Below are 11,457 nucleotides of genomic sequence, written 5' to 3'. Positions count from 1 at the left end.
CCGGCAAGACTACGATTCCCCTGTGACCACCGAAGTGAGGCGCGCCGCCGCAGCGGAGCGGCGCGGTGGACGGCTGGCGCTGATCGCCGGCGGCGTGGTGGTGGGCGGCGCGGCACTGGCGGTGACCGGCGCCTCCGCACTGCTCGCGTCGAGGCTCGTGACGCCGCCGCGCAACCCGCCTGATGACATCACCGTGCTGGGCGTCGACGAGCACGGCGTCCGGCTGGGCCGCACGCCCGACACCGGCCTGCCCGGCGTCTATGCGCTGTGGGTGGGCGAGCAGCTCGCAGTGGTGGGCGGAGTGGTCAGCGAGGACGCGCACAGCGTGACCCGCGCGGTCGATGCGCGCTCGCGCGCACTGCTCGACGGTGTCGCCTCCGCGCGCTGGTCGGGCTACGCCGTCTTCAAGCCGAGCCAGGTGAGCGACGAGGTCGAGCGCGTCGACGTTCCCACGGAGTTCGGTCCGGCGCCGGCCTGGATCATGGGCGACCAGGATGCGACGACCTGGTGCGTGCAGGTGCACGGCCGCGGCGTCACCCGGCGAGAGACGATCCGTGCCGCGCCGATCTACCTGGAGCGCGGCATCCCGGTCATGGCCGTCTCCTACCGCAACGACACCGAGGCCCCGCCCAGCCGGCACGGCAAGTACCGGCTCGGTCTCGACGAGTGGCGCGACGTCGACGACGCGATCGAGCTCGCGCTCGCCCGTGGCGCTGAGCGCATCGTGCTGCAGGGGTGGTCGATGGGCGGGCAGATCGCGCTGCAGGTCGCACGCCGGTCACGGCACCGGAGGCGCATCGCCGGTCTCGTGCTCGACTCGCCCGTGGTCGGCTGGCGTCCGACGCTCATGCTGCAGGTGGCGCTCGTGCGGCTGCCCGCATGGCTGGTCGACACGGCCGTGGGGCTGCTGGGATCGCCCGCCTCGATGCTCAGCGGCAGCCGCAGCCTCGACTTCGACGAGCTCGACAACGTGCTGCACGCAGATGCGCTGTCGCAGCCCATCCTGCTCCTGCACTCGGCCGACGACGGCTACGTGCCGCCGGATGCGTCGCGCGCGCTCGCAGAGGCGCGGCCCGATCTCGTCGACTACCGGGAGTGGACCACCGCCCGGCACACGAAGCTCTGGAACTTCGACAGGACGCGCTACGAGCAGCACGTGCGCGATTGGCTGGACGCGCGCGGCATCACCGCGTTCTCCTAGGCGCCAGCGCGCTCGCGGATCTGCCGCTGGATGCGGCCCAGCATGCCGGCCATGCCGCGCAGCCGCAGCGGCGAGACCACGCGGTCGAGGCCCAGCTGGCGCGGGAAGTCGCTCGGCACGGCGAGGGCCTCGTCGACGCTCGCGCCCTCTAGCCCCTGCGCCAGGATGGAGGCGAAGCCGCGCGTGGTCGGCGCCTCCTCCGGCGCGGTCGCGTGCACGTGCACCCGCTCGTCCACCTCGACGAAGAGGAAGACGGGCGACTGGCACTCGGCGACCCGCTCCAGCAGGTCGGGATGCTCGGCGTAGCGCTCGGGCAGCGCGGGCAGCTCGTCGGCGAACTCCAGCAGCAGCTGCAGGCGGTCCTGCTCCTCCATCGCGTGGAAGTCGTCGACCGTCTGCTGCAGGGCGGCGGTGAGCGTCATCGGCGGGGTGCCTCTCCCGGCTGCTCGCCCGTCGTGATCGGCACGCCGACCAGCGAGCCCCACTCCGTCCAGGAGCCGTCGTAGTTGCGCACGTTGGGCAGCCCGAGCAGGTGCGTGAGCACGAACCAGGTGTGGCTGGAGCGCTCGCCGATGCGGCAGTAGGCGATCACGTCGTCGGCATCGCGCAACCCGGCGCCGTCGAGGTAGATCGCCTCGAGCTCCTCCCGCGAGCGGAAGGTGCCATCCTCATTGGCCGCCTTGCCCCAGGGCACGCTCGCCGCGGTGGGGATGTGGCCGGCGCGCAGCGCGCCCTCCTCCGGGTAGGCCGGGGCGGTGGTGCGCAGGCCGGAGTACTCCTCGGGGCTGCGGACGTCCACGAGCGGCTTGCCGAAGTGCGCGAGCACGTCGTCGCGGAATGCGCGGAGCGTCCGGTCGTCGCGCTCGACGACCGGGTAGTCGACGGCGGCGCGGCGGGTAGGCTCGCGGGTGAGCTCGCGGCCCTCCGCGATCCACAGGTCGCGGCCGCCGTCCATGATGCGGGTGTTGTCGTGGCCGTAGAGGGCGAACACCCACAGCGCGTAGGTCGCCCACCAGTTCGCCTTGTCGCCGTAGAAGACGACGGTGGTGTCACGGCCGATGCCGTGCCTGCCGAGCAGCTCGGCGAAGGCATCCGGGGAGACGTAGTCGCGCTGCACCGGGTCGTTGAGGTCGACGTGCCAGTCGATCTTCACGGCGCCGGGGATGTGCCCGACCTCGTACAGCAGCACATCCTCGTCCGACTCCACGATCACGATGCTCGGGTCGTCGAGGTGCGCGGCGACCCACTCGGTGGTGACCACGCGCTCGGGTGCGGCGTAGGCGTTGATGCGTGCTTCGGACTCGGGCACGGGGGCTCCTTCTGCTGCGGCAGCGGGGTGAGATGCAGCCTCAAGTAGGCTCTGATCAGGCAAACGCCATCCTCCCACCGAATCTTCCATGGGCGCCGCCGCGCCCGCCAAGGAGTCCGCATGCCAGCACCGATCTCGCTCGTCGAGCGCAGCCCAGAGGTGAGCGCCGAGCAGATCGTGGCGAGCCTCGCGCCGCCGCCGCAGTTCGACGGCGCGACGTTCGAGTCCTACCGGCCCGACCCAGCGCATCCGTCGCAGACCGAAGCGCTGGAGCGGATGCGGGAGCTGGTGACGGCGTGGACCTCGCCCAGGCGCGGTGGGCTGTTCAAGAAGAAGGCGCCGGAGGTCAAGCCCGGGATCTACCTGGACGGCGGCTTCGGCGTGGGCAAGACGCACCTGCTCGCGGCGCTCTGGAAGGCGATGCCGGGGCCGAAGCGCTTCGGCACGTTCATCGAGTACACGGCGCTCGTCGGCGCGCTCGGCTACGCCGAGACCGTGCGGCAGCTGCAGGGCTCGAGCATCATCTGCATCGACGAGTTCGAGCTCGACGACCCGGGCGACACGATGGTGATGACGCGCCTGCTGGGCGAGCTGGTGGCGAGCGGCACGAAGCTCGCGGCGACCAGCAACACGCCGCCGAACGCACTCGGCGAGGGGCGCTTCGCCGCCAGCGACTTCCTGCGCGAGATCCAGGCGATCGCCGACCGGTTCCAGATCATGCGGATCGACGGCGACGACTACCGCCAGCGCGACATCAGCGGCAGCGCACCCACGGTCGAGCCCGACGAGCTCGAGCCGGCACTGGCCGGGTTCGAGGGAACCGTGGCGCTGGACGACTTCGACGCGCTGGTGGCCCATCTGGCGCACGTGCACCCCTCCCGCTACGTGGGGCTCGTGCGCGATGTGGACGCGCTCGGCCTGCGTGAGGTGCGTGTGCTGCACGACCAGAACGACGCGCTGCGCTTCGTGGCGCTGGTCGACCGCCTCTACGACGCGCAGGTCGCCATCCGCGCGAGCGGCACGACGCTGTCGTCGGTCTTCAGCGAGGAGATGCTCGGCGGTGGGTACCGCAAGAAGTACCTGCGCGCGATCTCGCGCCTGGTGGCGCTCGCGAACGAGCGGTGGAGCTGAGGGCGCGGCGCTGACTCAGCCTTCCGAGTCGGTGCGGCGCAGGTACTCCTCTGCGTCCCTGGTCGTGACCTCCGTCGTGTCGACCGGCGGGTAGCGGCGGCTGAGCAGTGCGATGTAGACCGCGCCGAGCACCGCGGAGATGAGCGATCCGGCGAGCACGCCGAGCGTGCCCTCGACGATGAGCTCCTCGGCGGTGCGGTGCGCGAGCTCGTTCATGAGCAGCGCAACCGTGAACCCGATGCCCGCGAGCAGGCCGATGCCGATCAGCTCTGAAAGCTTGACGCGCTCGAGCTTCGGCACCCGCAGCGCTGCCTGGCCGATCAGGCCGGCGATGGTGACGCCGAAGAGCTTGCCGACCGGCAGCGCGATGACGATCGCCCAGAACACCGGGCTGAGCTCGCTCAGCGGCACCTGCGGAATGGCGACCGAGGCGGCGGTGAAGGCGAACACCGGCAGCACGATGCCGTTCGAGAACGGCTCGAGCTTCTCGCGGGCCGACTCGGCGGGAGCGGGAGCGAGGACCAGGCCCAGCAGCACGCCCGCGATCGTCGCGTGGATGCCGCTCATCGCCACCAGCCACCAGGTGATCAGGGCCACCGCCAGCAGCGCGATGCGCAGCGGCCAGCTGCCGCGCCGGCTGCGGTACATGCGGCCCAGCAGCCAGAAGGCGACGACACCGACCACGCCGAGCAGCAGGTGCGGCAGCGAGAGCGTCTCGGTGAAGAACACCGCGATGAAGAAGATGCCGACCAGGTCGTCGATCACCGCGAGCGCCAGCAGCAGCGCCCGCACGTTGGTCGGCAGCCGTCGGCCGAACAGCGCGAGCACCCCGAGGGCGAAGGCGATGTCGGTGGCCGTCGGGATCGGCCAGCCCAGCGCGCCGTCGGCGCCGGCGACGTTGAAGTAGATGATCGCGGGCAGCGCCACGCCGCCCATGGCCGCGATCGTGGGCACAGCGGCCTTCGAGACCGAGTTTAGATCGCCCTGCGTGAACTCGTACCGAAGCTCGATCGCGACCACGAAGAAGAACACCACGAGCAGGCCATCGGTCACCCATTGCGCGGACGAGAGGTCGAGGCCGAAGATCGTGAAGGGCAGGCGCGCTTGCTTGATCGCATCGAGCCCGGGTCCGAGGCCGGTGTTCGCGATGACGAGGCCGATGATCGCGGCGCCCAGCAGGAGCATCGCTGAAACTTGCGGGTTCCGGATCCACGACAGGTTCATGGCATCCATCCTCCCATTTCCGCTCATGCCGCCGAGACCGCCGCGCAACCTGCCCGAAACACGGCAGCCGCATCCGTAACCGACCGGAAACGCGAGCAGCACCGGCACGGAAACGCGCCGGGAGGATGCTCGTGCTGTCCCGTCGAATCACCCACTCAAGGAGCTCCCAATGGATGCAGGCAGCATGGCCTTCGGCATCGTGGCGACAGCGCTCGTGCTGTTCATGACGCCAGGACTCGCGTTCTTCTACGGCGGGCTCGTGCGCGCCAAGAGCGTGATCAGCATGATGATGATGTCGTTCGGCGCGATCGGTCTGGTCGGCACGCTGTGGATCCTCTACGGCTACAACATGTCGGCGGTCGACTCGCCGCTCGACTTCTCGGGCAACCCGTTCAGCGACTTCGGGCTCGCCGCCATGGCCGCCGGCGAGAGCGCCAATACCGACTTCATCGGCGTCGCGTACGGCTCGACCTTCGCCATCATCACGATCGCGCTCATCTCCGGCGCGATCGCCGACCGGGCGAAGTTCGGTGCCTGGATGCTCTTCGCGGGCGCCTTCGCCACGCTCGGCTACTTCCCCATAGCGGCGTGGGTCTGGGGCGGCGGCTGGGCCTACTCGCTCGGCGAGCTGCTGGGCCTGCCGGCGGTCATCGACTACGCGGGCGGCACCGCGGTGCACATCAACGCCGGGGCTGCCGCGCTGGCGCTGACCATCGTGCTGGGCAAGCGGCTCGACTTCACCAAGGGCGCGCACAAGCCCCACAACGTGCCGTTCGTGATCCTGGGCGCGAGCATCCTGTGGTTCGGATGGTTCGGGTTCAACGTGGGTGCGGAGTGGCTGAACGGGCTCGAGGGCGCCGGGCTCATCACGCTCAACACCGTCGGCGCGACTGCTGCGGCGATCTGCGCCTGGCTGCTGGTGGAGAAGCTCAAGGACGGCAAGCCCACCTCGGTGGGCGCTGCCTCCGGTGCTGTCGCGGGCCTCGTGGCGATCACGCCCGCCTGCGCGAACCTGACCCCTGGCTGGGCGCTGCTGCTGGGCGCGCTCTCCGGCGCGCTGTGCGCGCTGGCGATCGAGCTGAAGTGGCGGCTGGGCTTCGACGATTCGCTCGACGTGGTCGGCATCCACCTGGTCGGCGGCATGCTCGGCACCATCTATCTGGGCTTCTTCGCGAACGACACGGGGCTGTTCCTCGGCGGCGGCATCGGCCAGCTGCTCGTGCAGCTCATCGCATCCGTGGGCGTCATGATCTACGCCTTCGTCGCGGCGTTCGTGATCGGCTTCGCGATCGAGAAGACGATCGGCTTCCGCGTCACGAGCGAGGACGAGCTGGCCGGCGTCGACCGGGTCGTGCACGGCGAGGACGCGTACGAGTACGAGCTCGAGCGGGTCTGAGTCGCGAGACTGACACGAGTCGACGAAGAGGGCCGGTGAGCACCGGCCCTCTTCGCATGCTCAGAGCGCGACCGCGCCCCGGAAGCGGTGGCCGCTGGCGATCGACTCGCTCGAGACCGCCAGCCTGGGGGAGAGCAGCATGACGACGAGGTCGGCCACCTGCTGGGGTGTCGATTCGCCGGGCTTGCCGGGCGCGACGTCACCGGTGGCGGATGCGGTGACCGGGCCGGGGTTGACGACGTTGACATTGACCCCGGTGCCGGCGAGCTCATCGGCGAGGCTCTCCGCTGCGATGATGAGCGCCGCGTTGCGCACGGCGCCGGTGATGTTGCCGGTCATGAGGGCGTTCTGGCCGCTCAGCCCCACGATGCGGCCGGAGCCGGCCTCGCGCATGTGGGGGTTGACGGCATTGGCGATGCGCAGGAAGGTCATCGCCTTGTCGTCGACGGCCTGCGCAACCTGCGCCGGGTCGCTCGCTCGCGCGGGGTCGAGGGTCTGCGCCGGGGGAGCGGCGGCGATCACGAGGCCGTCGATGCGGCCGTGCTGCTCGAGCACGCGGGCGATGCCGCGCTCGACAGAGGCGTCGTCGGCGCCGTCCAGCCGCAGGTCGGCGCCCTCGCCGCGCGCGGCGGTCACGACGGTGGCACCTTCGGCGCGGGCGACTTCGGCGACGGCGGCTCCGATCAGGCCGGTGCCGCCGACGACGAGGACGATGTGGTCGGTGAGCTGTAGATCCATGCCGCCACCGTATGCCGCCACTGGCGCGAGCGCATGTGCGGTGCGAGGGTGACTGCATGTCGCGCACGTACCGCTCGCTCTCTCGCCGGTCGCTCGTACTCGGCATCGCCGGAGGCATGCGCTCCCTCACGCCGATCGCGGTGATCGCACTCACACCCGGCGCCTCGCCGCCGTGGCCGCTCCTGCAGAGCCCGTGGGGCAAGGCGGCGCTGACGGCACTCGCGGTGGGCGAGTTGGTGGGCGACAAGCTGCCGGCGACGCCCTCGCGGCTCTCACCTCCGGCGCTGATCGGCCGCATCGGCTCCGCGGCACTCGCCGGTGCGGCACTCGGCGCGGGCACCGGCAGGCGCGGGGCCGCCGCGCGTGGTGCCGGGGTCGCGGCCGTCGGAGCGCTACTGGGCGCGGTCGGCGGCTACTGGGGCCGGCGCGCTCTGGTGGAGGCGAGCGGACTGCCCGACCCGGCGATCGCGCTGCTCGAGGATGCGGCGGCGATCGCGCTGAGCCGTGCGGCCGCGACGCCGTGAGCCTGTCCGAGCCGTCGACGCAGGGGTGTTGTCGCAGTCGCGCCCGGAGTACGGTGCTCGGCGAGCGGGCTGACCGGCTCGCAGGGAGGATCGATCATGCACGAGAGTCACACGGAAGCGTCGGGCGAGAGCGAATCCGGACGCGGGCACGCGGAGTACATCGCGGCGCTCACATCCTGCGCGGAGGCATGCCGCGCGTGCGCTGCGGCAGATCGGCGCGAGGGCATGGACGACTGCGCGGCATCCTGCGAGAGCTGCGCGGAGGTGTGCGAGACGACCGCGAGCGTGCTGCAGCGCGGCGGGCTCTCGAGCGACGCGGTCGCCGCGCTGCTCGCCGCGTGCGCGGCGGTGTGCCGATCGTGCGCCGCCGAGTGCCGGAAGCATGATGCCGATCACTGCCGCGAGTGCGCAGAGGCCTGCGAGCGCTGCGCCGAAGCGTGCGAGCGCGCATAGCGGCGCAGCACGCGGAAGGGGCCGGCATCTCGCGATGCCGGCCCCTGTCGGTGGGCGATGCGGGACTCGAACCCACGACCTCTTCCGTGTGAAGGAAGCGCGCTACCAACTGCGCCAATCGCCCGTGCCGCTGCGATGCGGACCGCATAAGTCTGCCACATCCGGTGAGCACCTCGTGAAGGCGGATGCGGATCTGCGACACGTCGCCAGGCGATTTGGCATGCACAGGATCGGTAGGTATAGTCGTCCAAGTGCTCAGTGATGAGCCCCGCGGATGTGGCGCAGTGGTAGCGCATCACCTTGCCAAGGTGAGGGTCGCGAGTTCGAATCTCGTCATCCGCTCGAGAGCAATCTCATTGGAGAGCAATCTCACACCACCTGGTGGGGTGGCCGAGTGGTGAGGCAACGGCCTGCAAAGCCGTGTACGCGGGTTCGAATCCCGTCTCCACCTCGAGCACCCCGCAAGGGCGATTGGCGCAGCGGTAGCGCGCTTCCCTGACACGGAAGAGGTCACTGGTTCGAACCCAGTATCGCCCACCAGAGCAGAACCCCCGGATCGAAGCCGGGGGTTTTCGCATGTCCGGGTGCGTGCGGTGCGGTGCGGCTCAGCGCCGAGGTCGCGCCTTGCCCGTTCCCTCCTTATTGAAGCCGAAGCGTCGTAGCTCCGTCGGCGAGAGGTGCCGCAGCGTGCGAGCGTATCCGGGCGGTAAGCCGTCGTGGAGGAACGACCAGAGGATGGCGGCCGCGTGCTGCGAATCGAACAGCTCAGCGTCGTGCAGCGGCCGGTCCCCTTCGGGGCTGAGCGGATAGTCGGTCGGACGGAGACCGCGGAAGACCCGGCGCGCGAAGTCCTGCGGCGTGCCGTCGTGTACCTCGACGATGAACGTCGGGGGCTCGTCCGCCTCCGAGACCCGCACGACCTGCCCCGAGCGAGCCTGGGGTGCCGAACTGCCGAGCGCGGTGCCGAACGCATGGCCCCGCAGGGCCTCCAGCAGCTGTGCCAGATGCGCAGCGTCGTGCACTTCTGTGCACTCCGGCCGGCTCCACAGCACCACGCCCTCCGGCAGCCGGGGAGGCACCGGAGCAGGGCCGGGGTCGGGCTCGGGCTCGTCGTGCGCGTGCCGAGCCATCCAGACGTCGAGCTGGAACAGATCGGTGGGCGACGCCCAGTCGTCACCGGACTGCCCGGCCGTCGTGTCCTCTGCGCCCATGTGCTCCTCCGTCTCGCTCCGCATCCTCCCGCAGGCCACTGACGCCACTCCCGCCGCACGAAGGGCGGAGGTGCTGTGGCTCGCACTCGGCGCCGAGGTCGAGCGATCGCGGCACGCGACGCCCGCCCCGCCGCACGCGCTGCGCTGACGCGCGGCGTCACAGGCGCCACCGCCCGCCTACGATGGTCTGGTGACCACCGGATTCGATCTCTTCACCGACCGTGCCGTCGTCGCCATGCGCGTCGACGGCGAGCTGCAGGACCTTGCGCGCGAGCTGACCGAGACGCAGACGGTCGAGTCGGGCGCGGTCGAGCCGGTGACGATCGACAGCCCCGACGGCCTCGACATCCTGCGCCACTCGGCCGCCCACGTGCTCGCGCAGGCCGTGCAGCGCGTGAACCCGGAGGCGAAGCTCGGCATCGGACCGCCCATCCAGGACGGCTTCTACTACGACTTCGACGTCGCCGAAGCGTTCTCGAGCGACCAGCTGAAGGCGCTCGAGAAGGAGATGCAGCGCATCGTCAAGGCCGGCCAGCGCTTCGTGCGCCGCGTCGTGACCGAGACGCAAGCCCAGGCCGAGCTCGCCGACGAGCCCTACAAGCTCGAGCTCATCGGGCTCAAGGGCGGCGCCGCGGCTGCCGCGGAAGGCGCATCCGTCGAAGTGGGAGCTGGCGAGCTCACCATCTACGACAACGTCGACCCGAAGACCGGCGAGGTGCAGTGGAAGGATCTCTGCCGCGGCCCGCACCTGCCCTCCACCCGGCTGATCCAGAACGGCTTCGCGCTGACCCGCGTGGCCGGCGCCTACTGGCGCGGCAAGACCGACCAGCCGCAGCTGCAGCGCATCTACGGCACCGCGTGGCCCACCAAGGACGAGTTGCGCGCCTACCAGCAGCGCCTCGAGGAGGCCGCCAAGCGCGACCACCGCAAGCTCGGCCGCGAGCTCGACCTCTTCTCGTTCCCGGAGGAGATCGGCTCTGGCCTGTCGGTGTGGCACCCGCGCGGCGGCATCGTCCGCGGCGAGATGGAGCAGCACGCCCGCAAGCGCCACATCGAGCAGGGCTACAGCTACGTCTACACGCCCCACATCACCAAGCAGGACCTCTTCGCCACCTCCGGGCACCTCGAGACCTACGCCGAGGGCATCTGGCCGCCCATCCACATGGATGAGGAGCGCGACGACGAGGGCACCATCACCAGGCAGGGCGTCGACTACTACCTGAAGCCGATGAACTGCCCGATGCACATCCTCATCTACAAGGAGCGCTCCCGCAGCTACCGCGACCTGCCGCTGCGGCTGGCCGAGAACGGCACCGTCTACCGCAACGAGCTCTCGGGCGCCCTGCATGGGCTGACCCGCGTGCGCGGCTTCACGCAGGACGACGCGCACCTGTTCGTCACCCCCGACCAGCTCGAGGAGGAGACCACCAAGGTCCTCGAGTTCGTGCTCTCGCTGCTGAACGACTTCGGCCTCACCGACTTCCGCCTCGAGCTCTCGATGCGCGACGACGAGAAGTCGAAGTGGATCGGCGACGAGGCCATCTGGGAGACGGCGACGGATGCGCTGCGGCGCGTCGCGAAGGCATCCGGGCTCGAGGTCACGGAGGAGCCGGGCGAGGCCGCCTTCTACGGGCCGAAGATCGACCTGAAGGTGACCGACGCCATCGGCCGCTCGTGGCAGCTCTCGACCGTGCAGCTCGACTTCAACCTGCCGGAGCGCTTCGACCTCGAGTTCACCGCGCCCGACGGCTCGAAGCAGCGCCCGATCATGATCCACCGCGCGCTCTTCGGCTCGATCGAGCGCTTCTTCGCGATCCTGCTCGAGCACTACGCGGGCGCCTTCCCGGTCTGGCTCGCTCCGGTGCAGGTCGTCGGCGTGCCGGTGGCCGAGGACTTCGCCGACTACCTGGACGAGATCGCCGCGAAGCTGCGCCCCAAGGGCGTGCGCGTCGAGGTCGACCGCTCGGACGAGCGGATGCAGAAGAAGATCCGCAGCCACACGCTCGCGAAGGTGCCCTTCCAGCTCATCGCCGGCGCAACCGACCAGGAGGCGGGCAGCGTCTCCTTCCGCTTCCGCGACGGCACGCAGGACAACGGCGTGCCGGTCGACGACGCCATCGCGCGCATCGTGGAGGCCATCGAGACGAAGGCGCACCTGTGACGGACGACAGCCACCGCCACGGCGACGACCCGGCGCTGGACGAGCCGGCGGAGCGCGCCGCGGTGCTGCGCGACTCGCTGCCGGCCTTCGAGCCCGCACCGGAGCCCGA

General features: G+C 70.5%; 12 protein-coding genes and 4 tRNA genes. 10 read left to right on the top strand and 6 right to left on the bottom strand.

All coding sequences use genetic code 11. The features are described from left to right. Positions 1–22: 22 nt before the first annotated feature. Positions 23–1,201: a serine aminopeptidase domain-containing protein gene (locus J1M46_RS15730; protein ID WP_206446826.1), complete on the top strand. Its 1,179-nt coding sequence runs from the start codon at positions 23–25 to the stop codon at positions 1,199–1,201. Here the strand turns inward: J1M46_RS15730 and J1M46_RS04995 are convergent. Together J1M46_RS04995 and J1M46_RS04990 are read right to left on the bottom strand one after the other, a co-directional pair. Further along, positions 1,198–1,623, bottom strand: coding sequence for a SufE family protein (locus J1M46_RS04995; protein ID WP_206446825.1), 426 nt, complete (start codon positions 1,621–1,623; stop codon positions 1,198–1,200). The genes J1M46_RS15730 and J1M46_RS04995 overlap by 4 nt on opposite strands. Further along, positions 1,620–2,510, bottom strand: coding sequence for a sulfurtransferase (locus J1M46_RS04990; protein WP_342384280.1), 891 nt, complete (start codon positions 2,508–2,510; stop codon positions 1,620–1,622). Before J1M46_RS04990 ends, J1M46_RS04995 begins: the two co-directional genes overlap by 4 nt. 120 nt (positions 2,511–2,630) lie before the next feature. Between J1M46_RS04990 and zapE the strand changes: the two genes are divergently transcribed. Continuing rightward, the gene (zapE, locus tag J1M46_RS04985; protein WP_206446823.1) at positions 2,631–3,641 is read left to right on the top strand and encodes a cell division protein ZapE; all 1,011 of its coding nucleotides are present in this window, start codon (positions 2,631–2,633) and stop codon (positions 3,639–3,641) included. Between the two features lie 15 nt (positions 3,642–3,656). On the opposite strand, the gene J1M46_RS04980 is transcribed toward zapE, so the two are convergent. Beyond that, positions 3,657–4,865 (bottom strand): Na+/H+ antiporter NhaA, encoded by a 1,209-nt coding sequence (locus J1M46_RS04980; RefSeq protein ID WP_241249021.1) that lies wholly within the window; start codon positions 4,863–4,865, stop codon positions 3,657–3,659. 169 nt (positions 4,866–5,034) lie between these two features. Between J1M46_RS04980 and J1M46_RS04975 the strand changes: the two genes are divergently transcribed. Continuing rightward, positions 5,035–6,261 carry an ammonium transporter gene (locus tag J1M46_RS04975; protein ID WP_206446822.1) on the top strand — a complete coding sequence of 409 codons (1,227 nt, stop codon included), beginning with the start codon at positions 5,035–5,037 and terminating at the stop codon, positions 6,259–6,261. 60 nt (positions 6,262–6,321) lie between these two features. Here J1M46_RS04975 and J1M46_RS04970 read toward each other — a convergent pair whose 3' ends face one another. Beyond that, positions 6,322–6,999, bottom strand: coding sequence for an SDR family NAD(P)-dependent oxidoreductase (locus J1M46_RS04970; RefSeq protein WP_206446821.1), 678 nt, complete (start codon positions 6,997–6,999; stop codon positions 6,322–6,324). A gap of 56 nt (positions 7,000–7,055) precedes the next feature. Here J1M46_RS04970 and J1M46_RS04965 point away from each other — a divergent pair, with 56 nt between their 5' ends. Both J1M46_RS04965 and J1M46_RS15900 read left to right on the top strand, forming a co-directional pair. Further along, positions 7,056–7,523, top strand: a complete 468-nt coding sequence (locus tag J1M46_RS04965) for a DUF4126 domain-containing protein (RefSeq protein ID WP_206446820.1) — start codon at positions 7,056–7,058, stop codon at positions 7,521–7,523. 96 nt (positions 7,524–7,619) lie between these two features. Beyond that, the gene (locus J1M46_RS15900) at positions 7,620–7,976 is read left to right on the top strand and encodes a four-helix bundle copper-binding protein (RefSeq protein ID WP_446698559.1); all 357 of its coding nucleotides are present in this window, start codon (positions 7,620–7,622) and stop codon (positions 7,974–7,976) included. Positions 7,977–8,027: 51 nt separating this feature from the next. Here the strand turns inward: J1M46_RS15900 and J1M46_RS04955 are convergent. Continuing rightward, a tRNA-Val gene (locus J1M46_RS04955) sits at positions 8,028–8,100 on the bottom strand. A 146-nt stretch (positions 8,101–8,246) separates the two neighbouring features. On the opposite strand from J1M46_RS04955, the gene J1M46_RS04950 reads away from it, so the two are divergent. The 3 genes from J1M46_RS04950 (at position 8,247) to J1M46_RS04940 (ending at position 8,516) form a co-directional block, all read left to right on the top strand. Next, positions 8,247–8,318: transfer RNA gene (locus tag J1M46_RS04950), tRNA-Gly, on the top strand. 38 nt (positions 8,319–8,356) lie between these two features. Then, positions 8,357–8,427, top strand: a tRNA-Cys gene (locus tag J1M46_RS04945). A gap of 14 nt (positions 8,428–8,441) precedes the next feature. Next, positions 8,442–8,516 (top strand) — tRNA-Val (locus J1M46_RS04940). A gap of 65 nt (positions 8,517–8,581) precedes the next feature. Here J1M46_RS04940 and J1M46_RS04935 read toward each other — a convergent pair. Then, positions 8,582–9,187, bottom strand: a complete 606-nt coding sequence (locus J1M46_RS04935; protein ID WP_206446818.1) for a hypothetical protein — start codon at positions 9,185–9,187, stop codon at positions 8,582–8,584. Between J1M46_RS04935 and J1M46_RS04930 the strand changes: the two genes are divergently transcribed. Both J1M46_RS04930 and thrS read left to right on the top strand, forming a co-directional pair. Further along, positions 9,186–9,335: a hypothetical protein gene (locus J1M46_RS04930; protein WP_206446817.1), complete on the top strand. Its 150-nt coding sequence runs from the start codon at positions 9,186–9,188 to the stop codon at positions 9,333–9,335. The genes J1M46_RS04935 and J1M46_RS04930 overlap by 2 nt on opposite strands. Positions 9,336–9,422: 87 nt before the next feature. After that, positions 9,423–11,348 carry a threonine--tRNA ligase gene (thrS, locus tag J1M46_RS04925; RefSeq protein ID WP_241249359.1) on the top strand — a complete coding sequence of 642 codons (1,926 nt, stop codon included), beginning with the start codon at positions 9,423–9,425 and terminating at the stop codon, positions 11,346–11,348. Positions 11,349–11,457 lie beyond the last annotated feature (109 nt).

The organism is Agrococcus sp. KRD186, assembly GCF_017168255.1.
GTDB lineage: Bacteria > Actinomycetota > Actinomycetes > Actinomycetales > Microbacteriaceae > Agrococcus.
Note: the sequence above shows the minus strand (reverse complement) of the source record. Positions and strands in the feature narration are given on the sequence as shown.